Genomic DNA, 23,142 nt, shown 5'->3' with positions numbered 1-23,142 from the left:
ACCTTGTATGGCTCCACGACCTGGACTCGAACCAGGGACCCAGTGATTAACAGTCACTTGCTCTACCAACTGAGCTATCGCGGAATGGCGCGTATGTTACTGATTCAGAAAGAGAAGTCAAGCATCTGTTAGCAACTTGATGGATTCATGGAGACGGACGGTGGTTTATCGGCAGTGGGCGGTTACCAGAATCGCCTCAGAGGTCTACCATGGCCGCCCGGAAGTGGTTACACGCGCTGCCGGCCATTCGCCGAAAAGGTACGTGCCATGAATCACCCAATCCTCACCCCTCAAGACAACGGGGTGTTCGCATGAGCATCGCTCAGATCAGCCTGCCCAAAGGTGTCGGCCCGCATGCAGAGAAGCTGTTTGATGCGATCACTCAGGCCAGCACCGCTGACGATCTGAACCGCGCGGGCGGCAAGGCTGAGGGCTTCGTCCTCGGTCTGGAAAGCGCCAAAGCGATCAAGAGTCAGGTCGCCGAATCGCTCTACGTCGCCTATGACGATGCCGCCAGTCAGCGTGCGACCGAACTGGCTTAACCGCCGAAGGTGACCGTGGCGAGCATCAGCTTGGCGTACAGCATCGTGGCGGCCAGTTGCACCAGCCACAAGGCCAGGCCGCCGAGAAATACGCCAGCGGCCACTTGCAGCACCAGGTTGTTACCGCGTTTGGCCGGTGTGCGAGGGACAAAATGGTCCAGTTCGTCACGGTCGGCGCGTAGGTCATCGTTTTTCATGTGGGTTCTCGTAAGAATTCTCAGGTGTACACAAAACCTGTAGGAGCGAGCGGTGCGGCGATCCTGCAGGTGCATCGTTGTGTGGAGTTTAGAGGGCGCCGATAGCGCTTTGACACTTATCTGCGACGAATAAAAAACGGGAAGCCCCAAGGCTTCCCGTTTTCCGTACTGCGCGAGACTCAGATCACCGCAACGATGGCCTTGGTCACTGCATCAATGTTGCTCTGATTCAACGCCGCCACACAGATGCGGCCGGTGTCCAGGGCGTAGATGCCGAACTCGCTGCGCAGGCGGGTGACTTGCTCAACCGTCAGGCCGGAGTAGGAGAACATGCCGCGCTGACGACCGACGAAGCTGAAATCACGCTGTGGCGCGTTTTTCGCCAGCAGGTCGACCATCTGGGTGCGCATGCCACGAATCCGCAGGCGCATTTCGGCCAGTTCTTCTTCCCACTGGGCGCGCAGTTTCGGGCTGTTCAGGACCGCGGCGACGATGCTGGCACCGTGGGTCGGCGGGTTGGAGTAGTTGGTGCGGATCACGCGTTTGACTTGCGACAGCACGCGCGCGCTTTCTTCTTTCGATTCGCTGACGATCGACAGGGCGCCAACGCGCTCGCCGTACAGCGAGAAGGATTTGGAGAACGAGCTGGAGACGAAGAAGGTCAGGCCCGATTCAGCAAACAGGCGCACGGCAGCGGCATCTTCGTCGATGCCATCGCCAAAACCCTGGTAGGCCATGTCGAGGAACGGCACGTGACCTTTGGCTTTCACCACGTCCAGGACGTTTTTCCAGTCCGCCGGGCTCAGGTCCACGCCGGTCGGGTTGTGGCAGCAGGCGTGCAGCACAACGATCGAGCCGGAAGGCAAGGCGTTCAGGTCTTCAAGCAGACCGGTACGATTAACGTCATGGGTCGCGGCGTCGTAGTAACGGTAGTTCTGCACCGGGAAACCGGCGGTTTCGAACAGGGCGCGGTGGTTTTCCCAGCTCGGGTCGCTGATCGCCACAACGGCGTTCGGCAGCAGTTGCTTGAGGAAGTCGGCGCCGATTTTCAGGGCGCCCGTGCCGCCAACAGCCTGGGTGGTGATGACGCGGCCAGCGGCGATCAGTGGCGAGTCATTGCCGAACAGCAGTTTCTGCACTGCCTGGTCGTAGGCGGCGATACCGTCGATTGGCAAGTAGCCACGGGAAGCGTGTTGAGCGACGCGAATCGTCTCGGCTTCGACAACGGCGCGCAGGAGTGGAATTTTCCCCTCCTCGTTGCAGTAAACACCGACTCCCAGGTTGACCTTGTTGGTACGGGTATCGGCGTTGAATGCTTCGTTGAGGCCCAGGATTGGATCGCGTGGTGCCATTTCGACAGCGGAGAACAGGCTCATTTTTGCGGCGGCTCTGAATGGAGTGTGGAGGGACGTGTCGCGCTCCAGCCGAATGCACTAGAGCGGTGCACAAACGGGGAGCTAGTATAGAGGCCATCTGCGATTGATGGCGACAGACGAATCAGCTTTTCAGGTAAGTTTTTTCGATTATTTTTCGACCGTTAGTCGAATGCCGGCATCAAAGACTTCAAGGGATGTAGGACGTTTGCCTTGAAAGCGCAGGCAATCGGCTCCACATTGAGCACAATCCTGTTTTTTTTCGGGCGGCGTGAGTCGTTTGCGGTCTTTCTCGTTGCTGCCGGTTTGACCGCGCTGGCGCGATATCAGAGGTATACATGTCTGAATTCCAGCTAGTCACCCGCTTCGAGCCCGCCGGCGATCAGCCGGAAGCCATCCGCCTGATGGTCGAGGGCATCGAAGCCGGGCTGGCGCACCAGACGTTGCTTGGTGTGACCGGCTCGGGCAAGACCTTCAGCATCGCCAACGTGATCGCCCAGGTACAGCGTCCGACCTTGGTGCTGGCGCCGAACAAGACCCTGGCCGCGCAGTTGTATGGTGAGTTCAAGGCGTTCTTCCCGAACAATGCCGTCGAGTACTTCGTTTCCTACTACGACTACTACCAGCCAGAAGCCTATGTGCCGTCATCGGACACCTTCATCGAGAAAGACGCCTCGATCAACGACCACATCGAGCAGATGCGGCTGTCCGCGACCAAGGCGCTGCTGGAACGCAAGGACGCGATCATCGTCACCACGGTGTCGTGCATCTACGGTTTGGGCAGTCCGGAAACCTATTTGAAAATGGTGCTGCACGTGGATCGCGGCGACAAGCTCGATCAACGTGCGTTGCTGCGTCGCCTGGCAGACTTGCAATACACCCGCAATGACATGGAGTTCGCCCGGGCGACCTTCCGGGTGCGCGGCGATGTGATTGATATCCACCCGGCGGAATCCGACTTCGAAGCGATCCGCATCGAGCTGTTCGATGACGAAGTCGAGAGCCTGTCGGCTTTCGATCCGCTGACCGGCGAAGTAATCCGCAAGTTGCCGCGATTCACTTTCTACCCGAAAAGCCACTACGTGACGCCACGGGAAACCCTGCTGGGTGCTGTCGAAGGGATCAAGGTCGAATTGCAGGAGCGCCTGGATTACCTGCGCACCAACAACAAACTGGTGGAAGCCCAGCGCCTGGAGCAGCGCACCCGTTTCGACCTGGAGATGATCCTCGAACTGGGTTACTGCAACGGTATCGAAAACTACTCGCGCTACCTATCGGGCCGTGAATCCGGCCAGGCGCCACCGACCCTCTTCGACTACCTGCCGGCCGACGCCTTGCTGGTGATCGACGAATCCCACGTCAGCGTGCCGCAGGTCGGCGCCATGTATAAGGGCGACCGTTCCCGTAAAGAGACGCTGGTGGAATACGGCTTCCGCTTGCCGTCAGCGCTGGATAACCGGCCGATGCGTTTCGACGAATTTGAAAGCATCAGCCCGCAGACGATTTTCGTCTCGGCCACGCCCGGCAATTACGAAGCGGAACATGCCGGTCGCGTGGTCGAACAACTGGTTCGCCCAACCGGCCTGGTGGACCCGCAGATCGAAATCCGCCCGGCGTTGACCCAGGTTGACGATCTGCTCTCGGAAATCGGTAAACGTGTGGCGCTGGAAGAGCGGGTGCTGGTGACTACGCTGACCAAGCGCATGTCTGAAGACTTGACCGATTACCTGGCCGACCATGGCGTGCGGGTGCGTTACCTGCACTCGGACATCGACACCGTGGAGCGGGTCGAAATCATCCGCGATCTGCGTCTGGGCACGTTCGATGTGCTGGTGGGGATCAACCTGCTGCGTGAAGGCCTGGACATGCCGGAAGTGTCGCTGGTGGCGATTCTCGATGCAGACAAGGAAGGTTTCCTGCGTTCCGAGCGTTCGTTGATCCAGACCATCGGCCGGGCCGCGCGTAACCTCAATGGCCGGGCGATTCTGTATGCGGATCGCATCACCGGTTCCATGGAGCGGGCGATCGGCGAGACCGAACGGCGTCGCGACAAGCAGATCGCCTTCAACCTCGCCAATGGCATCACGCCGAAGGGTGTGTTCAAGGACGTGGCCGACATCATGGAAGGCGCCACCGTGCCCGGTTCGCGCAGCAAGAAGCGCAAAGGCATGGCCAAGGCCGCCGAAGAGAGCGCCAAGTACGAAGCCGAATTGCGCTCGCCGGGCGAGATCGCCAAGCGCATCAAAGCGCTGGAAGAGAAGATGTACGCGTTGGCGCGGGATCTGGAGTTTGAAGCGGCGGCGCAGATGCGCGATGAGATTGGCAAGCTGCGGGATCGATTGATTACTGTCTGAGATTTGCGGTGAATGTGCATGCACCTTCGCGGACGAGCCTCGCGCCTTCTGATTTTGTGCCGTTCACATCTCGCTGGCGCGCCACAAACCTTGTAGGAGCGAGGCTCGCCCGCGAAGGCGTCCGAAAGGTCACCACCGCAATCGGGGTTAGTGCGCCTCGCCAGCCTTGAGCCCCACCGGCAACGCTTTGGTCAACAACACCGCAATCATGCTGATCCCCAGCGCAATCCCGACAAAGTGAAACGCATCGTTGTACGCCATGATCGACGCCTGCTGATGCGCAATCTCGCTCAGCTTGCCCAGCGCTGCCGTCTCACTGCCGAACCGGTCCGTCATCGACGCCATTCGCTCCGCCACCTGCGGATTGCTCGGCACGATGGATTCACGCAAGTAATCAAAGTAGGTCTTGGTTCGCGCGTCCAGCAAGGTCGCGAGGAGGGCGATGCCAATCGCGCCGCCGAGGTTGCGCAGGATATTGAACAGGCTCGACGCCGATCCCGCGTCCTGCGGCAGGATGTAAGCGGTGGCGATCAGCGAGATGGTCACCATGATCAGCGGCTGGCCCAGCGCCCGGATGATCTGGATCTGATTGAACTGCGGCCCGGCAAAGTCCGGGTTCAGCACCCCCGACGAAAAGCTCGCCAACCCGAACAGCCCGAAGCCTATTGCGCACAGCCATTTGGGCGACACGTATTTCATCAGCTTGGGCACCAGCGGAATCAGAAACAGCTGCGGCACCCCCATCCACATGATCACTTCGCCGATCTGCAGGGCGTTGTAGTTCTGGATCTGCGCCAGGTACAGCGGTAACAGGAAGATCGAGCCGTACAAGCCGACGCCCATTCCTAGGCTGGAAATACTCGACAAACCGAAGTTGCGATTACCCAGAATGCCGAGGTTGATCAGCGGATTGGGCTTGGAAAACTGCACGATTACAAAAGTGATCAGGCTCACCAACGCGATGCTGCCCAGGGTCACGATCAGGTTCGATTCCAGCCAGTCCTTGCGATGGCCTTCTTCCAGAAACACCTGCAAACAGCCGAGGCCGACGCCGAGCGTGAGGATGCCCAAGTAGTCGGTGCTTTTGAGCAGTTCCCAGTGCGCCTCTTTCTTCTCAAGGCCGTACATCAGGCCGGCGATCATGATCAGGCCGGGCGGTATGTTGATGTAGAAAATGTACTCCCAGCCCCAGTTTTCCGTCAGCCAGCCGCCAAGGGTTGGGCCAATGGAGGGCGCGAACGTCGCGGTCATGGCGAACATGGCCATGCCTTTGGCGCGGTGGTGTTCCGGGAGTTTGATCAGGGTGAGGGTGAAGGCCAGCGGGATCAGGGCACCGCCGGTGAATCCCTGTAACGCTCGAAAGATGATCATGCTCTCCAGGCTCCAGGCCATGGAGCAGAGCAGGGAGGCGGCGAGAAATCCCAATGACACCCAGACTGCCAGGCGTCGCGCCGACAGCAGCTGCACCAGCCACGCGGTCAGCGGGATCATGATGATTTCCGCCACCAGATAGGACGTGGAAATCCACGAGCCTTCTTCCAGGGTCGCCGACAGCGCGCCCTGAATGTCCTTGAGCGACGAGTTGGTGATCTGGATATCCAGCACGGCCATGAAGGCGCCGAGCATCACGCTCATCACCGCAATCCAGTCCCGCCGGGTCGGTTCGCCGGCCGGGCGGATCAGTTGATCACCGGCCATCGTCAGGGGCGTCTTTGATGTTCACTTTGGCGGTGACCGACATCCCTGGGCGAATCTTGCCGTGCAGTGGATTGTCCGCAGCGAACGTCAGTTTTACCGGGATCCGTTGTACGACTTTGGTGAAATTGCCCGTGGCATTGTCCGGCGGCAACAGGCTGAACTGTGCGCCCGAGGCGGCGAACAGGCTGTCGACCCGTGCGTCTATCGGTGTGTCGCTGTAGGCGTCGAAGGTCAGCGTGGCTTTCTGGCCGGGCTGCATGTGGCCGATCTGGGTTTCCTTGAAGTTGGCCTGAATCCAGATGTCCTGGTCCGGGACGATCGACAGCAGATAAGCGCCGGCCTGCACGTATTGGCCTTGTCGAGCCGCGCGCTGGCCGATCAGGCCGCTGATCGGCGCGTGGATTTCGCTGCGGGTCAGGTTAAGTTCGGCCTGGGCGAGGTCGGTTTTGGCATTGGCGATCATCGCGTCGAGGCGCTTGATCTCGGCGCTCAAGGAATTGACTTGCTGGCGTTGGCTTTGTGCGTCGGCCTGGGCCTTGGTCACTTGCGAACGGGCGATGTGGTTGTCGGCGGAGAGGGTGGTCACCCGTTCCTCCGAGACGTAGCCGGGTTTGCGCAGGGTTTGCGCGCGGGACAAGTCGATCTGCGAACGCCCAAGGCTGGCCTGGCTGGAGGCGACTTGCGCCTCGCTGGCGGCGATCAGGCTGGCTTGCTGGGTCAGTTTGCTTTGCGCCTGCAAACGTTCGGCTTGTCGGGTAGCGAGGGTGGCATTGGCGCGGTCGACGGCGAGGTGGAAGTCATCGCCTTCGAGCTTGATCAGCAACTGGCCTTTCTCAACGTGCTGATTGTCCTGCACCAGCACCTGATCGATGCGCGCGCCCAATTGGCTTGAGACACGGGTGATCTCGCCCTGGACATAGGCGTTGTCGGTGCTTTCATAAAACCGCCCCTTGAAGAACCATTGGGCGAAGAAGCCCCCGGCAATCAGCAGGACGATCAGCAGGAAAATAAACAGGCGTCGCTTGAGTTGGGCAGGCATGGGGCAGACTGTAGTCGAGAAATTGTAAGGAAAGTTATCAGCAGGTGAATCTTGCATACAGTCGATAGTGGGTAAATGCCATCGGCTGATAATCCGTCATTCATCTCGGCTCAGGCCCGTTGTAGACGCAACCTTGGCTTAAATGCCCTGCTGACTGGAGCCGGGCGGGTATCGCCTGTTACCATTCGCCCTTTGTTTTATCTTCATTTCGAGACTTGCCATGACCACCGTCCGCACGCGCATCGCGCCATCGCCTACCGGGGACCCCCACGTAGGTACCGCTTACATCGCTTTGTTCAACTACTGCTTTGCCAAGCAGCATGGCGGTGAGTTCATCCTGCGGATCGAAGACACCGACCAGTTGCGCTCGACCCGGGAGTCCGAACAGCAGATTTTCGACGCCTTGCGCTGGTTGGGCATCGACTGGAGCGAAGGTCCGGACGTTGGCGGCCCGCACGGTCCGTATCGTCAAAGCGAACGCGGCGACATCTATCAGAAGTACTGCCAGCAGTTGGTCGAGATGGGCCACGCCTTCCCGTGCTTCTGCACCGCCGAAGAGCTGGACCAGATGCGCGCCGAACAAATGGCCCGTGGCGAAACCCCGCGTTACGACGGCCGTGCGCTGTTGCTCTCGAAAGAAGAAGTCGCCCGGCGCCTGGCCGCTGGCGAGCCTCATGTGATCCGCATGAAAGTGCCGAGCGAAGGCGTTTGCGTGGTACCGGACATGCTGCGTGGCGACGTCGAGATCCCGTGGGATCGCATGGACATGCAAGTGTTGATGAAGACTGACGGCCTGCCGACGTACTTCCTGGCCAACGTGGTCGACGACCACTTGATGGGCATTACCCACGTTCTGCGCGGTGAAGAGTGGCTGCCATCGGCGCCGAAGCTGATCCTGCTTTATGAATACTTCGGCTGGGAACAACCGGAGCTGTGCTACATGCCGCTGCTGCGTAACCCGGACAAGAGCAAGCTGTCCAAGCGCAAGAACCCGACCTCGGTGACGTTCTACGAGCGCATGGGCTTCATGCCGGAAGCGATGCTCAACTACCTCGGCCGCATGGGCTGGTCGATGCCGGACGAGCGCGAAAAATTCTCGCTGCAGGAAATGGTCGACAATTTCGACCTGAGCCGCGTGTCCCTCGGCGGGCCGATTTTCGACATCGAGAAGCTGTCGTGGCTCAACGGCCAATGGCTGCGTGACTTGCCGGTGGAAGAGTTCGCTTCGCGCCTGCAAACCTGGGCGCTGAACCCGGAATACATGATGAAGATCGCGCCGCACGTGCAGGGTCGCGTCGAGACCTTCAGCCAGGTTGCACCGCTGGCCGGCTTTTTCTTCGCCGGTGGCGTGAACCCGGATGCCAAGCTGTTCGAATCGAAGAAGCTCTCGGGCGACCAGGTTCGTCAGTTGATGCAGCTGATTCTGTGGAAGCTGGAAAGCCTGCGTCAGTGGGAGAAGGACAGCATCACCGCAACGATTCAGGCGGTGGTCGAATCCCTGGAGCTGAAGCTGCGTGACGCCATGCCGCTGATGTTCGCCGCGATCACTGGCCAGGCCAGTTCGGTGTCGGTGCTTGATGCGATGGAAATCCTTGGCCCGGACCTGACCCGTTTCCGTCTGCGCCAGGCCATCGACCTGCTGGGCGGCGTGTCGAAGAAGGAAAACAAGGAGTGGGAAAAACTCCTGGGCAACATCGCCTGAGGACGTTTGACCTCGTAGGGGCTGCCGGAGGTGGCGATCATTTGATCGTGATCTTCGGCGCCACCCCCGTTTTTCCGGGGGGAGGGCGGTAAGTGATTGTTATGGCGACAAAAAATTTTGAAAATTGTTAAAAATAAGTTTGACAGCTTTCCGAAGCGCCATTAAGATTCGCCCCGTCCTCAGCGATGAGGGGCTATAGCTCAGCTGGGAGAGCGCTTGCATGGCATGCAAGAGGTCGACGGTTCGATCCCGTCTAGCTCCACCAATTTACACTTCAAGGTCTGGCCACACCGGCCTTGAAGCGATCAACACTCAGCGTTGATCTGTTGTATAGAAGGGTTTGCGTCCCCTTCGTCTAGTGGCCTAGGACACCGCCCTTTCACGGCGGTAACAGGGGTTCGAGTCCCCTAGGGGACGCCAGTTTTACAGAAGCGATGTTGCAAGATGTCGCTCCGCCGCGAGGCGAAAAATCCGGGGCTATAGCTCAGCTGGGAGAGCGCCTGCATGGCATGCAGGAGGTCAGCGGTTCGATCCCGCTTAGCTCCACCAATTTTACAGTTCAAGGTCTGGCCACACCGGCCTTGAATCGATCAGCTCTCAGCACTGATCAGTTGTATAGAAGGTTTTGCGTCCCCTTCGTCTAGTGGCCTAGGACACCGCCCTTTCACGGCGGTAACAGGGGTTCGAGTCCCCTAGGGGACGCCACGATTACCCGCTCTGCGGGATTTTATAAGGGTCATTCAATTATTGAATGGCCCTTTTGTTTGTCTGGCGTTTGGCCAAATCCCCCATTTCTTTCAAACTGTTCTTCAGACCAGCGGTCACATCCACGACTTGCGGAAAATTATTATGAGAATAATATTCTAGTCGTAATATTCGGAGGCAACGATGAACGATAAAAAAGCTCAAACCCGCGAACGCATTCTCAAGGCCGCCAGCGCAGCGCTGATTCAGCGCGGCCCGGCCGAACCGAGCGTGGGCGAAGTGATGGGCGCAGCCGGCCTGACGGTTGGCGGCTTCTATGCGCACTTCGAAAGCAAGGACGCCATGATGCTGGAAGCATTCAAGCAACTGCTCGGTCACCGCCGTGGCTTGATCGCCGACATGGACGCCGAATTGACCGGCGAAGAGCGTCGCGCGTTGGTGGCTGCGTTTTACCTGTCGCGCAAACACCGTGATTCCTCGGATTCCGCGTGCCCGATCCCGGCGTCTGTCGGTGAGTTGGGTCGCCTGCCGGACGCGTTTCGCGTGGCGCTGAATGAGCATGTGGAAATGATGGTCGCGCAGTTGGCGGCCAGCCCGGAAGACACCGACAAAGCCCTGGCCGACATGGCTTTGATGGTCGGGGGTCTGGCTCTGGCTAGGGCGCTGGGGCCAGGAGAGTTGTCCGATCGATTGCTGCGCGCCGCCAAGTCGGCGGTGCTATGACCTGAAGGCATTGGCCTGAGGAGTGAGAGCGATGAGCACGTTGAAGTGGGTTCGTGGCGTTAATGGCACCTTGGGCTGGTTTGCACCGAAACTGGTCGCGAGCAAAATGCGACTGGCGTTCATGACGCCGCGAGAGCTTCCGCCGCGTGATTGGGAATTGCCGCTGCTGGCGAAATCCGAACGGATCACCTTGCGCTTCGGCCTCTCGGCGCTGCGCTGGGGGCAAGGTCCGGCCGTGTTGCTGATGCACGGTTGGGAAGGGCGGCCGACACAGTTTGCGAGTCTCATCACGGCGCTGGTCGATGCTGGCTACACCGTCGTAGCGCTCGACGGTCCTGCTCATGGTCGCTCACCGGGCAGTGAAGCCAACGTGGTGCTGTTTGCCCGGGCCATGCTCGAAGCGGCCGCCGAGTTGCCGCCGCTGCGAGCCGTCATTGGCCACTCCATGGGCGGCGCCAGTGCGATGCTCGCCGTGCAGTTGGGTTTGCGCACCGAAACCCTGGTCACCATCGCCGCACCGGCGCGGATTCTCGGGGTGTTGCGCGGTTTTGCCCGTTACGTGCGGCTGCCGCCCAAAGCGCGTTCGGCGTTTATTCGCCAGGTCGAGAAAGACGTCGGCATGCGCGCTGCAACGCTGGATGTTGCGCACTATCAGCTCGACATGCCGGGGCTGATCGTCCACGCCGAAGATGATTGTTTTGTTCCGGTCAAGGAGTCCCAGTTGATCAATGAGGCGTGGTTCGACAGCCGGCTGTTACGCCTGGAGGAGGGCGGGCATCAACGCGTGCTGGCCGATCCTCGGGTGATTGATGGCGTGTTATCACTGCTGGCTGGCCGCAGCCTGCAATCGCGCCAATCGGCCTGAGCATCCGTTACACTGCCCCGGTCGACATCATCTGACCGGGAGTGGGGCATGGGCTGGGATCGGGCAACGCCATTTATCATTGATCTGGAAGTCGGCGCCGAGGACATCGACGGGCTGGGGCACGCGAACAACGCGGTGTACGTGACCTGGCTCGAACGCTGCGCCTGGCGCCACTCGCAGCTGCTGGGGCTGGACCTGGTCGAGTATCGTCGGCTGGATCGGGCGATGGCGGTGGTGCGGCACGAGATCGATTACCTGGCCGCCGCCTATGAGGGCGATGAGTTGCAATTGGCGACCTGGATTGTCGATTGGGATCAGCGCCTGAAAATGACCCGCCACTTCCAGTTGAAGCGCCCCAGCGATAACACCACGTTGCTGCGCGCGCAAACCACTTTCGTCTGCATCGAACTGTCCACCGGCAAGCCCAAGCGCATGCCGGCCGAGTTCATCGAAGGCTACGGCCCGGCGTTGCAAGTTCCAGGTTGACGCGATCCTGTGGCGAGGGAGCTTGCTCCCGCTGGAGCGCGAAGCGGTCCCTTGCAATGGAGAGTGCTACGCACTCTAACGGGAGCAAGCTCCCTCGCCACAGAGGCAGATGCAAGTCTTTCGACAGAGAATCCAGTAAACTGCCGCACGTTTTTCGTTGAGTGTGTTTTTCATGCAAATTGCTTTGGCGCCCATGGAGGGGTTGGTCGACAACATCCTGCGGGACGTGCTGACCCGAGTGGGCGGTATCGATTGGTGCGTGACCGAGTTTATTCGGATCAACGATCAACTGCTCACGCCTGCCTATTACCACAAGTTCGGCCCGGAATTGTTGACCGGCGCCCGCACCGCGTCCGGCGTGCCGCTGCGGGTGCAGTTGCTCGGTTCCGATCCGGTGTGTCTGGCTGAAAACGCCGCGCTGGCCTGCGAGCTGGGTTCCGAGGTGATCGACCTGAACTTCGGCTGCCCGGCCAAGACCGTCAACAAGTCCCGTGGCGGCGCCGTCCTGCTGAAAGAACCTGAACTGCTCAACCAAATCGTTGAACACGTCCGCCGCGCTGTGCCGGCGCACATTCCGGTTACCGCGAAAATGCGCCTGGGCTTCGACAGCCCGGACGGTTCGCTGGTCTGCGCAACAGCGCTGGCCGAAGGCGGCGCGGCGCACATCGTGGTGCACGCGCGGACCAAAACCGACGGTTACAAGCCGCCTGCGCATTGGGAATGGATCCCCCGTGTGCAGGACGTGGTCAAGGTTCCAGTGTTCGCCAATGGCGACATCTGGAGCGTTGAAGATTGGCGCCGTTGCCGCGAAATCAGCGGCGTGGAAGACATCATGCTCGGTCGCGGCCTGGTGTCGCGCCCGGACCTGGCCCGGCAGATCGCGGCGGCGCGGGCCGGTGAAGAAGTGGTCGAGATGACGTGGGCCGAGTTGCTGCCACTGATCCAGGACTTCTGGCTGCAAGCCAAGGCGCAGATGACTGCCCGCCAGTCGCCGGGTCGCTTGAAGCAATGGCTGGCGATGTTGACCCGCAATTATCCTGAGGCGGTGGAGCTGTTTACCGTGTTGCGTCGAGAGACCGAACTGGATCAAGTCTCGCGTTTGTTGGGGCTCCAGGTGTCGGAAGCGGCCTGAAAAAAACGCAAAAAAATCTGAAAATAATCCCTTGAAAAGCAATCGGCGATCCCTATCTAGGGATTACGCGATGCCGAATTCGGGTCGCGGAGACAAAAAAACTTGCTGATCTGTTTTCGGGAGATTTGAATCATGAGTACTGCATTTTCGATGGCGCCCCTGTTCCGTTCCTCGGTGGGCTTCGACCGCTTCAATGACTTGTTCGAAACCGCCCTGCGCAACGAGCCAGGCAGCACCTACCCACCTTATAACGTTGAAAAGCACGGTGATGACCAATACTGCATCGTCGTGGCGGCCGCCGGGTTCCAGGAAGAAGACCTGGATCTGCAAGTGGAAAAAGGGGTGCTGACCATCAGTGGTGGCAAGCGTGACGCGAATGAAGACGTCACCTATCTGTACCAAGGCATCGCTCAGCGCGCCTTCAAACTGTCCTTCCGTCTGGCGGACCATATCGAAATCAAGGCTGCCGGCCTGAGCAACGGTTTGTTGAGCATCGACCTGTTGCGGGTGATACCGGAAGAGGCAAAAGCCAAACGCATCCCGATCAACGGGACGCAAAAACCCGCTCTGCAGTAACGAGTCAGAGCAATGAGAAGGGCGCCATTCGGCGCCCTTTTTTGTACCCGTTATTTGAGGAGTTTCTGGAACTCCTCCACCGGTAGCGGCCGACTGTGCAAATACCCCTGATAAAAATGGCACCCCAGCCCCTGCAAAAATTCCAGCTGCTCCGCCGTTTCCACCCCTTCGGCGATCACTTTCAATTCCAGGCTGCGGGCCATGGCCACGATGGCGCGGATGATTTCGGCGTCGTTGGGGTCGGTGGTGGCATCGCGGATGAACGACTGATCGATTTTCAGCGTGTCGACCGGCAGGCGCTTGAGGTAGGTCAGCGAGGAGTAGCCGGTGCCGAAGTCGTCCATGGCAAAGCTCACGCCGAGTTTTTTCAGGCGGCGCATTTTGTTGATGGTGTCTTCCAGGTTCTGGATGACGATCCCTTCGGTGATTTCCAGTTTCAGCAACGAGCAGGGCAGGTCGTGGCTGCTGAGGCTGTATTCGATGCGTTCGACGAAGTCGTTTTGACGAAATTGCCTCGGGCTGATGTTCACGCACAGGCTGAAGCTGAGCGGGTTCACCAGGCCTTTGGCAACCAGCTTTTTGAAGGCCCCACAGGCTTCGTCGATGATCCACGTGCCGACTTCCAGAATCAGCCCGCTGTCCTCCAGCACCTTGATGAATTCGGTGGGCGATTGCGGGCCGAGTTCCGGGTGGTCCCAGCGCACCAGCGCTTCGGCGCCGACAATACGGTTGCCCCGAGCGTCGACCTGGGGTTGGTAATGCACATGAAACTCGCCCCGGGAAAGGGCCAGGCGCAAGTCGGTTTCCATGCGCAGGCGTTCACTGGCAGCCTTCTGCATGGTGTTGTGATACATCTGCGCCATGTTGCGGCCCGAGTCTTTGGCGCGGTAAAGCGCAATGTCGGCACGTTTGAGCAGGTCGGTCGGGGTCGAGCCGTGGTCGGGGATCAGCGCGATGCCGATGCTCGGTGTCACTTGCAGGCGCTGGCCGTCGAGGAACATCGGCTCCGACAACAGTTCACGCAACGTGTCCGCCAACTCCCGAACCTGGGCGCTGACTTCGTTGCGCGAGCCCTCAAGGCCGCTGAGCAGCACCACAAATTCATCGCCACCCAGGCGTGCCACGGTGTCTTCCATGCGCACGCTGGCTTCAAGCCGAGCCGTGATGATTTTCAGCACCGTGTCGCCCACCGGGTGACCCAGGGAATCGTTGATGTGCTTGAAATGATCGAGGTCCAGGAACAGCAGCGCACCGCGCAGGTTGTGGCGCTTGAGCAGGGCGATCTGCTGGCTCAGGCGATCCATCAACAGGGCGCGGTTCGGCAGGTTGGTCAGCGGGTCGTGGTAGGCCAGATGGCGAATCTGCGCTTCGGCATTTTTCAACAGGCTGACGTCTCGGCCAGTCAGCAACAGGCATGCGGTTTCGTTGAGGGTGATTGGCTCCACCGAGACTTCGACAGTCAGCAGTTCGCCGCGCTTATTGCGGCCCAGCATTTCCTGGTGATGCACACGGCCCTTAAGCTGCAACTCGGCCAGCAGCGCCGAGCGCTGTTTCTCTTCTGCCCAGATGCCGACTTGATACACCGTGCGGCCGACCACTTCGTCGGCGCGGTAACCGGTCAGGCGACAAAAACCATCGTTGACCTCCAGGTAGCGCCCGGTATCGCGTTCGGTGATGGTGATCGCGTCCGGGCTTGAGTGAAACGCCTTGGCAAACTTCTCTTCGCTGGCCTTGAGTGCCGCTTCGGAACGCTGTTGCTGGGTAATGTCGCGCAGGGTCGTGACGATGCACGGCTGGTCGCCCACGCTGATCTGCCGGCTGGAAATCACGCAGGTCAGGGCTTGCCCGTCTTTGTGTTGGGCGATGATCGCGACATTGTTCAGCCCCTGTTCGCGGATGACTTGTTCAATTCGTTGCAGGCTTTTCGCTGACGCGTCCCACAGGCCGATTTCGTCGGCGCTGCGGTCAATCACTTCGGCGGCGCTCCAGCCGAAGGTCTGGGTAAAGCTGGAGTTGATCTCGATGAACTGGCCAGTGTCCTGGCGCGTGACGCAGATCGGGTCCGGGCTGACTTGAAACAGCGTGGCGAATTTCTCTTCGGAGGCCACCAGCCGTTGTTCGCGCTCCACTTGATCGGTGATGTCCAGCAAGGTGCCGGCCATGCGCAGCGGTGTGCCGTTTTCATCGCGGTAGAGGCGGGCACGACTTTCCAGGTAGCGTGAACTGCCGTCCGGCAACTGCACGCGATAAGTCAGCTGATAATTGCCGGCCGGTCCTTCGCGCAGGCTGCGATAAGCGTCGCGCATGCTGCCGCGTTCTTCGTCGGGCACACCTTCGAAAAACGCGTCGAAGGACTCATGGAAAGGTATGGCCTCCAGCCCGTGCAACTGCGCGGCCCGCGCCGAGCCGTACAGCATGCCGCTGGGAATGTGCCAGTCCCAGGTGCCGAGTTGCGCCGAATCCAGGGCCAGGTCGAGGCGTTCCTGGCTGTCTTTCAGCGCGAGTTCGGCGGCCTTGCGTTCCGTGGTGTCGAGGAAAGTGCTCAGCAGGTAGGGCTGGCCTTCGAGTTCGACTTTCTGTGCGCTGAGGATGCCGTCGTGGATCTGGCCATTGCTGGCGCGAAACTGCACCTCCATGCTGGTCAGTTCGCCCTTGGCCTTGGTCGCCTTGACCAGCACGTCCCGTTGTTCCGGGTGCACCCAGAGGCCCAGTTCGACGGTGGTTCGGCCAATGGCGTCCTGCACCGGCCAGCCGAAGAGGCTTTCGAAATACTGATTGGCTTCGGTAATCAGGCCATCTTCCTGGCGGGTCAGCAGCACCATGTTCGGGCACAGGTGAAACAGCGTGGCAAAGCGTTTTTCCGAGCTGCTCAGGGCCTGTTCGCGCTGGCGCTGATGGGTGATTTCGCGAATGACCCCAATCATCCGTGGCCGACCGTCTTTGTCCGGCAGCAAGCTGCCGTTGATCTCCAACCAGTGCAGGCTGCCGTCGGGCCAGCGGATGCGGTGGTGCATCGCCTGCTCCAGCGGGGCGCCGGCGATCACGGCATGAAAGGCGCGAATGGTTTTTGCCCGATCCTCCGGAGGCAGCAGGTCGAGGTATTCCAGATCGGTCGGCAACGGCTGTCGGGGATCGAAGCCGAACAACGCCTGGGTGCCCCGCGACCAGCTGATCTGTCCGCGCTCGATGTCCCAATACCAGGCGCCCAAGCGCGCGCCGTTGAGGGCGGCCAGCAACTGTGGTGCGCTTTCCCAGCTCTGCTCGGACCGTTTCGGGTCAAGCGCCTGTATACGTGGCATCGGCGGAATACGGTCAACAGATTTCGGCATTGGCAGGCCTTGGGCTGAATTGGGCGTTAGGCGCAGGGGTTCGCGGCTCTATGGCAGTAGCACACGTTAGCCTTGAATCCCTGGCAGATCGATTTGTGCATCCAGCAAGGCCATGAAGGCCCGTGCCGCATTCGACAGCGTCCGTTCGGTGTGCAGGATATAGCCTAGCTGGCGAGTCAGTTGTATGCCCGGCAAAGGTATTCGCGCAACTTGATCGTCGAGCATCGTTCGCGGCAAAACGCTCCAGGCCAGGCCGATCGAGACCATCATCTTGATGGTTTCCAGATAATTGGTGCTCATGGCGATGTTCGGCGTCAGTCCCTGAGCCTCGAACAGGCGCTGGACAATGTGATGGGTGAACGTGTTGCCGCCGGGAAACACCGCCGGATGCAGGGCAATGTCCGCCAGGCTGACTGGGCCGTTGCTGATCAGCGAGTGCTCCGGGGCGACCACGAAATCCAGAGGGTCGTCCCACACCGGCGTGGCTTTGACCAAGGTATGAGGTTCCGGGGCGAGGGTGATCACCGCCAGTTCCGCGCGGCCATGGAGGATTTCCTCGTAGGCCACTTCCGAATCGAGAAACTGAATATCCAGCGCCACTTGTGGGTAGCGTCGGGTGAACTCCCTTAATAAGGGCGGTAAGCGGTGCAAGCCAATGTGGTGACTGGTGGCCAGCGTCAGGCGCCCGGTCACTTCGCCGGTCAGGTTGGTCAAGGCGCGGCGGGTGTCGTCCAGCACATTGAGAATCTGGTAGGCCCGCGGCAACAGGGCGCGACCGGCCTCGGTCAGGCCGACTTCACGACCCAGTCGATCGAAAAGCCGCACCTTCAATTGCTGCTCCAGCCCGGCGATGCGCTTGCTGATCGCCGGTTGCGTCAGGTGCAGCCGTTCTCCCGCGCCGGAGAAGCTTCCGGTCTCGGCAATGGCGATGAAAGCATTAAGATTGGCCAGGTCCATTGCGGTATTCCAGTTGGTTATCCAAAGCATGAAAAATATGAATTTGAGTTATTTAATGTAACCCCCTAGGATCGACCTCACAAGCCAAAGGGTTATACAAACGGCCCGGGGCATAGAAACAAGCTGATGAGGAAACCGTCTGATGGCCGGCAAAACGCTCTACGACAAGCTCTGGGATTCGCATTTGGTCAAGCAGCGCGACGATGGCTCTGCCTTGATCTACATCGATCGTCACATCATTCACGAAGTGACCTCGCCGCAAGCCTTTGAAGGCCTGCGTCTGGCCGGGCGCAAGCCTTGGCGCATCGATGCCAACATCGCGACCCCGGACCACAACGTACCGACCACCCCGGAACGCAAGGGCGGCATCGAAGCCATTGCCGACCAGGTCTCGCGTTTGCAGGTCCAGACCCTCGATGACAACTGTGACGAATACGGCATCGTCGAGTTCAAGATGAACGACGTGCGCCAAGGCATCGTCCACGTCATCGGCCCGGAACAGGGCGCAACCTTGCCGGGCATGACCGTTGTTTGCGGCGACTCCCACACCTCGACCCACGGCGCGTTTGGCGCGTTGGCACACGGTATCGGCACGTCCGAGGTCGAGCACGTGCTCGCCACCCAGTGCCTGGTCGCCAAGAAAATGAAGAATATGCGGGTGTCGGTCGAAGGGGAATTGCCGTTCGGCGTGACCGCCAAGGACATCGTTCTCGCGGTCATTGGCAAGATCGGCACTGCCGGCGGTAACGGCCATGCCATCGAGTTCGCCGGTAGTGCGATTCGTGATCTGTCGGTCGAAGGCCGCATGACCATTTGCAACATGTCCATCGAGGCTGGCGCTCGCGTAGGACTGGTCGCCGCTGACGAAAAAACCGTCGCCTACGTGAAGGGCCGTCCATTCGCTCCGAAAGGCGCGGAATGGGACTTAGCCGTCGAAGCGTGGAAAGACCTGGTGACTGATGAAGACGCCACGTTCGACACCGTCGTCGAGCTCGACGCCACCCAGATCAAGCCACAAGTCAGCTGGGGCACTTCGCCCGAGATGGTGTTGGCCGTGGATCAGAACGTGCCGGACCCTGCGAAGGAAATGGACCTGGTCAAGCGCGGCTCCATCGAACGCGCCTTGAAATACATGGGTTTGACTGCCAATCAGGCAATTACCGACATTCAGCTGGACCGCGTGTTCATCGGTTCCTGCACCAACTCGCGGATCGAAGATTTGCGTGCTGCCGCCGTGATCGCCAAAGGTCGCAAAGTCGCTTCGACCATCAAGCAGGCCATCGTGGTGCCGGGCTCGGGTCTGGTGAAGGCCCAGGCTGAATCGGAAGGCCTGGACAAGATTTTCCTCGACGCCGGTTTCGAATGGCGTGAGCCGGGTTGCTCGATGTGCCTGGCGATGAACCCGGACCGTTTGGAGTCGGGCGAGCATTGCGCCTCGACCTCCAACCGCAATTTCGAAGGCCGTCAGGGCGCCGGTGGCCGTACCCACCTCGTGAGCCCGGCCATGGCCGCCGCCGCCGCGGTGAATGGTCGTTTCGTCGACGTCCGTGAATTGATCTAAAGGAGCGCAGCATGAAAGCTTTTACCCAGCACACTGGTCTTGTCGCGCCTCTGGATCGTGCCAACGTCGACACCGACCAGATCATCCCGAAGCAATTCTTGAAGTCGATCAAGCGCACGGGTTTCGGCCCAAACCTGTTCGATGAGTGGCGCTACCTGGATGTCGGGCAGCCTTATCAGGACAACTCCAAGCGCCCGTTGAACAAGGACTTCGTCCTCAACGCCGAGCGTTATCAAGGCGCCAGCGTGTTGCTGGCCCGCGAAAACTTCGGTTGCGGTTCCAGTCGTGAACATGCGCCGTGGGCGCTGGAGGAATACGGTTTCCGCAGCATCATCGCGCCGAGCTACGCCGACATCTTCTTCAACAACAGCTTCAAGAACGGCTTGCTGCCGATCATCTTGAGCGACGCTGAAGTGGATGAGCTGTTCCAGCAGGTGGAAGTGACCCCGGGTTATCAGTTGCAGGTCGATTTGCAGGCCCAGACCGTTACCCGTCCGGATGGCAAGGTGTTGAGCTTTGAAATTGACGCCTTCCGTAAGCATTGCCTGCTCAACGGTCTGGACGATATCGGTCTGACGTTGATGGACCATGAAGCGATTGCGACGTTTGAAGCCAAGCACCGGGCGAGCCAGCCTTGGTTGTTTCGCGACGCGTAAGTTTGCGTAAGGCGTGATGACGCCTTCGCGGGCAAGCCTCGCTCCTACGGCTGAAATACGTCTCCCTGTAGGAGTGAGGCTCGCCCGCGAAGAGGCCCGCCCAGACAACACAAGGCTAAACCCCAAAAGGAAGTCCCCCATGACCCGCACCGCCCAGCACAACCAGGTAGTCCAAAAGCAATTCGGTGAACAGGCCTCGGCCTATCTGAGCAGCGCTGTACACGCTCAAGGCACCGAATTTGCGCTGCTACAGGCCGAACTGGCCGGGCAGGGCGATGCTCGGGTGCTGGACCTGGGGTGTGGCGCTGGTCACGTCAGTTTTCACGTGGCGTCGCTGGTCAAGGAAGTGGTGGCCTACGATTTGTCCCAGCAGATGCTCGACGTGGTTACCGTCGCCGCTGTGGACCGTGGTTTGAGCAATGTGACCACGGTCAACGGTGCCGCCGAGCGCCTGCCGTTTGCCGATGGTGAGTTCGACTTCGTCTTCAGTCGTTACTCGGCGCACCATTGGAGCGACCTCGGCCTGGCCCTGCGCGAAGTCCGGCGGGTACTGAAGCCGGGTGGGGTGGCGGCGTTCATCGACGTGTTGTCACCGGGCAGTCCGTTGTTTGACACTTACCTGCAAAGCGTCGAAGTGCTGCGCGACACCAGCCATGTGCGCGATTATTCCGCCGGCGAGTGGTTGCGTCAGGTCAGCGAAGCGGGGTTGCATACCCGTAGCACTACGCGTCAACGGTTGCGGCTGGAGTACAACTCCTGGGTCGAACGCATGCGCACGCCAGAAGTGATGCGCGCGGCGATCCGCGAGTTGCAGCAGTCGATGGGCAATGAAGTGCGCGAATATTTTGAGATTGAGGCCGATGGCTCGTTCAGTACCGATGTGCTGGTGCTGATGGCCGAACGATAGAATTTTTCCGGGTGTGCTCAAGGGCGCACCGACTGATGACATGAGGAAAGCATGAGCAAGCAGATTCTGATTCTCCCAGGTGATGGTATTGGCCCGGAAATCATGGCCGAAGCGGTCAAGGTGCTGGAGCTGGCCAACGACAAGTACAGCCTGGGCTTCGAGCTGAGTCACGACCTGATCGGCGGCGCCGCCATCGACAAGCACGGCGTGCCATTGGCCGACGAAACCCTCGACCGTGCGCGCGCAGCCGACGCTGTGCTGCTGGGCGCCGTGGGCGGCCCGAAATGGGACACCATCGAGCGTGACATCCGCCCTGAGCGCGGCCTGCTGAAGATTCGTGCGCAACTGGGCCTGTTTGGCAACCTGCGCCCGGCGATCCTCTACCCGCAACTGGCCGAGGCATCGAGCCTGAAGCCTGAAATCGTTTCGGGCCTGGACATCCTGATCGTCCGTGAACTGACCGGCGGCATCTATTTCGGCGCGCCACGCGGCACCCGCACCCTGGAAAACGGCGAGCGTCAGGCTTACGACACGCTGCCGTACAGCGAAAGCGAAATCCGCCGCATCGCCCGTGTCGGTTTCGACATGGCCATGGTGCGCGGCAAGAAGCTGTGCTCGGTGGACAAGGCCAACGTGCTGGCTTCGAGCCAACTGTGGCGCGAAATCGTCGAGCAAGTGGCCAAGGATTACCCGGAAGTCGAACTGAGCCACATGTACGTCGACAACGCCGCCATGCAGCTGGTGCGTGCGCCGAAGCAATTCGACGTGATCGTTACCGAAAATATGTTCGGCGACATTCTGTCGGACCAGGCATCGATGCTCACCGGTTCCATCGGCATGCTGCCTTCGGCATCCCTGGATACCAACAACAAGGGCATGTACGAGCCTTGCCACGGTTCGGCGCCAGACATCGCTGGCAAAGGCATTGCCAACCCGTTGGCGACCATTCTGTCGGTGTCGATGATGCTGCGTTACAGCTTCAATCTGCAGGACGCGGCCGATGCCATCGAGAAAGCCGTCAGTCTGGTATTGGATCAGGGGCTGCGCACGGGCGACATCTGGTCGGCCGGTTGCACTAAAGTCGGTACGCAGGAAATGGGCGACGCAGTAGTCGCCGCGCTGCGGAATCTGTAATCTCTCGGGCCCGCTGCCACTTTCACTCTTGAAAGCAGCGGCCCACTTTTTAAAGAAGGTGTAGTTGCGATGAAACGTGTAGGTCTGATCGGTTGGCGCGGTATGGTCGGTTCCGTGCTCATGCAGCGGATGCTGGAAGAGCAGGATTTCGATCTTATTGAGCCGGTGTTTTTCACCACTTCCAATGTCGGTGGCCAAGGCCCGTCCGTGGGCAAGGACATTGCTCCGCTCAAGGACGCTTACAGCATTGAAGAGCTGAAAACCCTCGACGTGATTCTGACCTGCCAGGGTGGCGACTACACCAGCGAAGTATTCCCGAAGCTGCGCGAAGCCGGCTGGCAGGGTTACTGGATCGACGCTGCTTCCAGCCTGCGCATGCAGGATGACGCGGTGATCGTGCTGGACCCGGTGAACCGCAAGGTCATCGACCAGCAGCTCGACGCGGGCACCAAGAACTACATCGGCGGCAACTGCACCGTCAGCCTGATGCTGATGGGCCTGGGCGGTCTGTTCGAAGCCGGTCTGGTCGAGTGGATGAGCGCCATGACTTATCAGGCGGCCTCCGGTGCCGGCGCGCAGAACATGCGTGAACTGATCAAGCAAATGGGCGCGACCCACGCCGCTGTCGCCGATCAACTGGCCGACCCGGCCAGCGCCATCCTCGACATCGACCGCCGTGTGGCCGAAGCCATGCGCAGCGACGCGTACCCGACCGAAAACTTCGGCGTTCCGCTGGCCGGCAGCCTGATCCCGTGGATCGACAAGGAGCTGCCGAACGGTCAGAGCCGCGAAGAATGGAAGGCGCAGGCCGAGACCAACAAGATCCTCGGTCGCTTCAAGAGCCCGATCCCGGTGGATGGCATCTGCGTGCGCATCGGCGCCATGCGCTGCCACAGCCAGGCGCTGACCATCAAGCTGAACAAAGACGTGCCGATCGCCGACATCGAAGGGCTGATCAGCCAGCACAACCCTTGGGTCAAACTGGTGCCGAACAATCGCGAAGCCAGCATTCAGGAACTGAGCCCGACGAAAGTCACCGGCACCCTGAACGTACCGGTTGGCCGTCTGCGCAAGCTGAACATGGGCACGCAGTACGTCGGCGCGTTTACCGTCGGCGACCAACTGCTGTGGGGCGCGGCCGAACCGCTGCGTCGCATGCTGCGGATCCTGCTTGAGCGTTGATCGATTGAAGTAATCAAAGAACCC

At 60.1% G+C, this 23,142-nt stretch carries 19 protein-coding genes and 5 tRNA genes; 17 read left to right on the top strand and 7 right to left on the bottom strand.

Translation table 11 applies throughout. The features are described from left to right. Positions 1–8: 8 nt before the first annotated feature. Positions 9–84 (bottom strand) — tRNA-Asn (locus RHP74_RS20415). Between the two features lie 227 nt (positions 85–311). Here RHP74_RS20415 and RHP74_RS20410 point away from each other — a divergent pair. Then, on the top strand, positions 312–542 hold the full coding sequence (locus tag RHP74_RS20410) for a hypothetical protein (RefSeq protein ID WP_010456061.1): 231 nt from the start codon (positions 312–314) through the stop codon (positions 540–542). Here RHP74_RS20410 and RHP74_RS20405 read toward each other — a convergent pair. Both RHP74_RS20405 and RHP74_RS20400 read right to left on the bottom strand, forming a co-directional pair. Then, complete coding sequence (locus tag RHP74_RS20405) at positions 539–739, bottom strand: hypothetical protein (protein ID WP_010456060.1); 201 nt, start codon at positions 737–739, stop codon at positions 539–541. The two genes, RHP74_RS20410 and RHP74_RS20405, sit on opposite strands and share 4 nt — an antisense overlap. 179 nt (positions 740–918) lie before the next feature. After that, positions 919–2,115 (bottom strand): amino acid aminotransferase, encoded by a 1,197-nt coding sequence (locus RHP74_RS20400; RefSeq protein ID WP_010456058.1) that lies wholly within the window; start codon positions 2,113–2,115, stop codon positions 919–921. 335 nt (positions 2,116–2,450) lie between these two features. Here RHP74_RS20400 and uvrB point away from each other — a divergent pair, with 335 nt between their 5' ends. After that, positions 2,451–4,466, top strand: coding sequence for an excinuclease ABC subunit UvrB (gene uvrB / locus RHP74_RS20395; RefSeq protein ID WP_010456056.1), 2,016 nt, complete (start codon positions 2,451–2,453; stop codon positions 4,464–4,466). 147 nt (positions 4,467–4,613) lie between these two features. Here the strand turns inward: uvrB and RHP74_RS20390 are convergent, their stop codons facing one another. Next, the gene (locus tag RHP74_RS20390; RefSeq protein ID WP_311100519.1) at positions 4,614–6,104 is read right to left on the bottom strand and encodes an MDR family MFS transporter; all 1,491 of its coding nucleotides are present in this window, start codon (positions 6,102–6,104) and stop codon (positions 4,614–4,616) included. A 49-nt stretch (positions 6,105–6,153) separates the two neighbouring features. Further along, entirely contained in the window at positions 6,154–7,203 is a 1,050-nt protein-coding gene (locus RHP74_RS20385) for an HlyD family secretion protein (protein WP_010456052.1), read from the bottom strand. Positions 7,204–7,423: 220 nt separating this feature from the next. On the opposite strand from RHP74_RS20385, the gene gltX reads away from it, so the two are divergent. From gltX to RHP74_RS20335, 10 genes are all read left to right on the top strand, one after another. After that, complete coding sequence (gene gltX / locus RHP74_RS20380) at positions 7,424–8,905, top strand: glutamate--tRNA ligase (protein ID WP_008037650.1); 1,482 nt, start codon at positions 7,424–7,426, stop codon at positions 8,903–8,905. A 189-nt stretch (positions 8,906–9,094) separates the two neighbouring features. Next, positions 9,095–9,170 (top strand) — tRNA-Ala (locus RHP74_RS20375). A 79-nt stretch (positions 9,171–9,249) separates the two neighbouring features. Beyond that, positions 9,250–9,325: transfer RNA gene (locus tag RHP74_RS20370), tRNA-Glu, on the top strand. Between the two features lie 53 nt (positions 9,326–9,378). After that, positions 9,379–9,454, top strand: a tRNA-Ala gene (locus RHP74_RS20365). A gap of 80 nt (positions 9,455–9,534) precedes the next feature. After that, positions 9,535–9,610: transfer RNA gene (locus RHP74_RS20360), tRNA-Glu, on the top strand. A gap of 183 nt (positions 9,611–9,793) precedes the next feature. After that, entirely contained in the window at positions 9,794–10,333 is a 540-nt protein-coding gene (locus RHP74_RS20355) for a TetR/AcrR family transcriptional regulator (protein ID WP_008151286.1), read from the top strand. Between the two features lie 31 nt (positions 10,334–10,364). After that, positions 10,365–11,198 carry an alpha/beta fold hydrolase gene (locus tag RHP74_RS20350; RefSeq protein ID WP_010456049.1) on the top strand — a complete coding sequence of 278 codons (834 nt, stop codon included), beginning with the start codon at positions 10,365–10,367 and terminating at the stop codon, positions 11,196–11,198. A 48-nt stretch (positions 11,199–11,246) separates the two neighbouring features. Further along, positions 11,247–11,684, top strand: coding sequence for a thioesterase family protein (locus RHP74_RS20345; protein WP_311096192.1), 438 nt, complete (start codon positions 11,247–11,249; stop codon positions 11,682–11,684). Positions 11,685–11,856: 172 nt separating this feature from the next. Then, complete coding sequence (locus tag RHP74_RS20340; protein WP_172791357.1) at positions 11,857–12,816, top strand: tRNA-dihydrouridine synthase; 960 nt, start codon at positions 11,857–11,859, stop codon at positions 12,814–12,816. A gap of 132 nt (positions 12,817–12,948) precedes the next feature. Then, positions 12,949–13,392: an Hsp20 family protein gene (locus RHP74_RS20335; RefSeq protein ID WP_311096191.1), complete on the top strand. Its 444-nt coding sequence runs from the start codon at positions 12,949–12,951 to the stop codon at positions 13,390–13,392. Between the two features lie 50 nt (positions 13,393–13,442). On the opposite strand, the gene RHP74_RS20330 is transcribed toward RHP74_RS20335, so the two are convergent. Then, entirely contained in the window at positions 13,443–16,721 is a 3,279-nt protein-coding gene (locus tag RHP74_RS20330) for a PAS domain S-box protein (RefSeq protein WP_311096190.1), read from the bottom strand. Positions 16,722–16,787: 66 nt separating this feature from the next. Next, on the bottom strand, positions 16,788–17,678 hold the full coding sequence (locus RHP74_RS20325) for a LysR family transcriptional regulator (RefSeq protein WP_010456044.1): 891 nt from the start codon (positions 17,676–17,678) through the stop codon (positions 16,788–16,790). A gap of 142 nt (positions 17,679–17,820) precedes the next feature. Here RHP74_RS20325 and leuC point away from each other — a divergent pair, with 142 nt between their 5' ends. The 5 genes from leuC (at position 17,821) to asd (ending at position 23,118) form a co-directional block, all read left to right on the top strand. Next, on the top strand, positions 17,821–19,239 hold the full coding sequence (gene leuC / locus RHP74_RS20320; RefSeq protein ID WP_311096189.1) for a 3-isopropylmalate dehydratase large subunit: 1,419 nt from the start codon (positions 17,821–17,823) through the stop codon (positions 19,237–19,239). Positions 19,240–19,250: 11 nt separating this feature from the next. Then, on the top strand, positions 19,251–19,895 hold the full coding sequence (gene leuD / locus RHP74_RS20315; protein WP_010456042.1) for a 3-isopropylmalate dehydratase small subunit: 645 nt from the start codon (positions 19,251–19,253) through the stop codon (positions 19,893–19,895). 139 nt (positions 19,896–20,034) lie between these two features. After that, complete coding sequence (locus tag RHP74_RS20310) at positions 20,035–20,802, top strand: class I SAM-dependent methyltransferase (protein WP_077750382.1); 768 nt, start codon at positions 20,035–20,037, stop codon at positions 20,800–20,802. Between the two features lie 51 nt (positions 20,803–20,853). After that, positions 20,854–21,936 carry a 3-isopropylmalate dehydrogenase gene (gene leuB / locus RHP74_RS20305; RefSeq protein ID WP_083376276.1) on the top strand — a complete coding sequence of 361 codons (1,083 nt, stop codon included), beginning with the start codon at positions 20,854–20,856 and terminating at the stop codon, positions 21,934–21,936. 69 nt (positions 21,937–22,005) lie between these two features. Beyond that, complete coding sequence (asd, locus tag RHP74_RS20300; protein ID WP_054052925.1) at positions 22,006–23,118, top strand: aspartate-semialdehyde dehydrogenase; 1,113 nt, start codon at positions 22,006–22,008, stop codon at positions 23,116–23,118. Positions 23,119–23,142 lie beyond the last annotated feature (24 nt).

Origin of the sequence: Pseudomonas sp. SG20052, from assembly GCF_031766055.1 — a bacterium.
Classification (GTDB): Bacteria; Pseudomonadota; Gammaproteobacteria; order Pseudomonadales; family Pseudomonadaceae; genus Aquipseudomonas; species Aquipseudomonas mandelii.
This window is presented reverse-complemented; position numbering and strand designations above follow the sequence as displayed.

Coding starts and splice junctions, on each gene's coding strand:
- RHP74_RS20410 (WP_010456061.1), top strand. CDS start 312: ATGAGCATCGCTCAGATCAGCCTGCCCAAAGGTGTCGGCCCGCATGCA.
- RHP74_RS20405 (WP_010456060.1), bottom strand. CDS start 739: ATGAAAAACGATGACCTACGCGCCGACCGTGACGAACTGGACCATTTT.
- RHP74_RS20400 (WP_010456058.1), bottom strand. CDS start 2,115: ATGAGCCTGTTCTCCGCTGTCGAAATGGCACCACGCGATCCAATCCTG.
- uvrB (WP_010456056.1), top strand. CDS start 2,451: ATGTCTGAATTCCAGCTAGTCACCCGCTTCGAGCCCGCCGGCGATCAG.
- RHP74_RS20385 (WP_010456052.1), bottom strand. CDS start 7,203: ATGCCTGCCCAACTCAAGCGACGCCTGTTTATTTTCCTGCTGATCGTC.
- gltX (WP_008037650.1), top strand. CDS start 7,424: ATGACCACCGTCCGCACGCGCATCGCGCCATCGCCTACCGGGGACCCC.
- RHP74_RS20355 (WP_008151286.1), top strand. CDS start 9,794: ATGAACGATAAAAAAGCTCAAACCCGCGAACGCATTCTCAAGGCCGCC.
- RHP74_RS20350 (WP_010456049.1), top strand. CDS start 10,365: ATGAGCACGTTGAAGTGGGTTCGTGGCGTTAATGGCACCTTGGGCTGG.
- RHP74_RS20345 (WP_311096192.1), top strand. CDS start 11,247: ATGGGCTGGGATCGGGCAACGCCATTTATCATTGATCTGGAAGTCGGC.
- RHP74_RS20340 (WP_172791357.1), top strand. CDS start 11,857: ATGCAAATTGCTTTGGCGCCCATGGAGGGGTTGGTCGACAACATCCTG.
- RHP74_RS20335 (WP_311096191.1), top strand. CDS start 12,949: ATGAGTACTGCATTTTCGATGGCGCCCCTGTTCCGTTCCTCGGTGGGC.
- RHP74_RS20330 (WP_311096190.1), bottom strand. CDS start 16,721: ATGCCGAAATCTGTTGACCGTATTCCGCCGATGCCACGTATACAGGCG.
- RHP74_RS20325 (WP_010456044.1), bottom strand. CDS start 17,678: ATGGACCTGGCCAATCTTAATGCTTTCATCGCCATTGCCGAGACCGGA.
- leuC (WP_311096189.1), top strand. CDS start 17,821: ATGGCCGGCAAAACGCTCTACGACAAGCTCTGGGATTCGCATTTGGTC.
- leuD (WP_010456042.1), top strand. CDS start 19,251: ATGAAAGCTTTTACCCAGCACACTGGTCTTGTCGCGCCTCTGGATCGT.
- RHP74_RS20310 (WP_077750382.1), top strand. CDS start 20,035: ATGACCCGCACCGCCCAGCACAACCAGGTAGTCCAAAAGCAATTCGGT.
- leuB (WP_083376276.1), top strand. CDS start 20,854: ATGAGCAAGCAGATTCTGATTCTCCCAGGTGATGGTATTGGCCCGGAA.
- asd (WP_054052925.1), top strand. CDS start 22,006: ATGAAACGTGTAGGTCTGATCGGTTGGCGCGGTATGGTCGGTTCCGTG.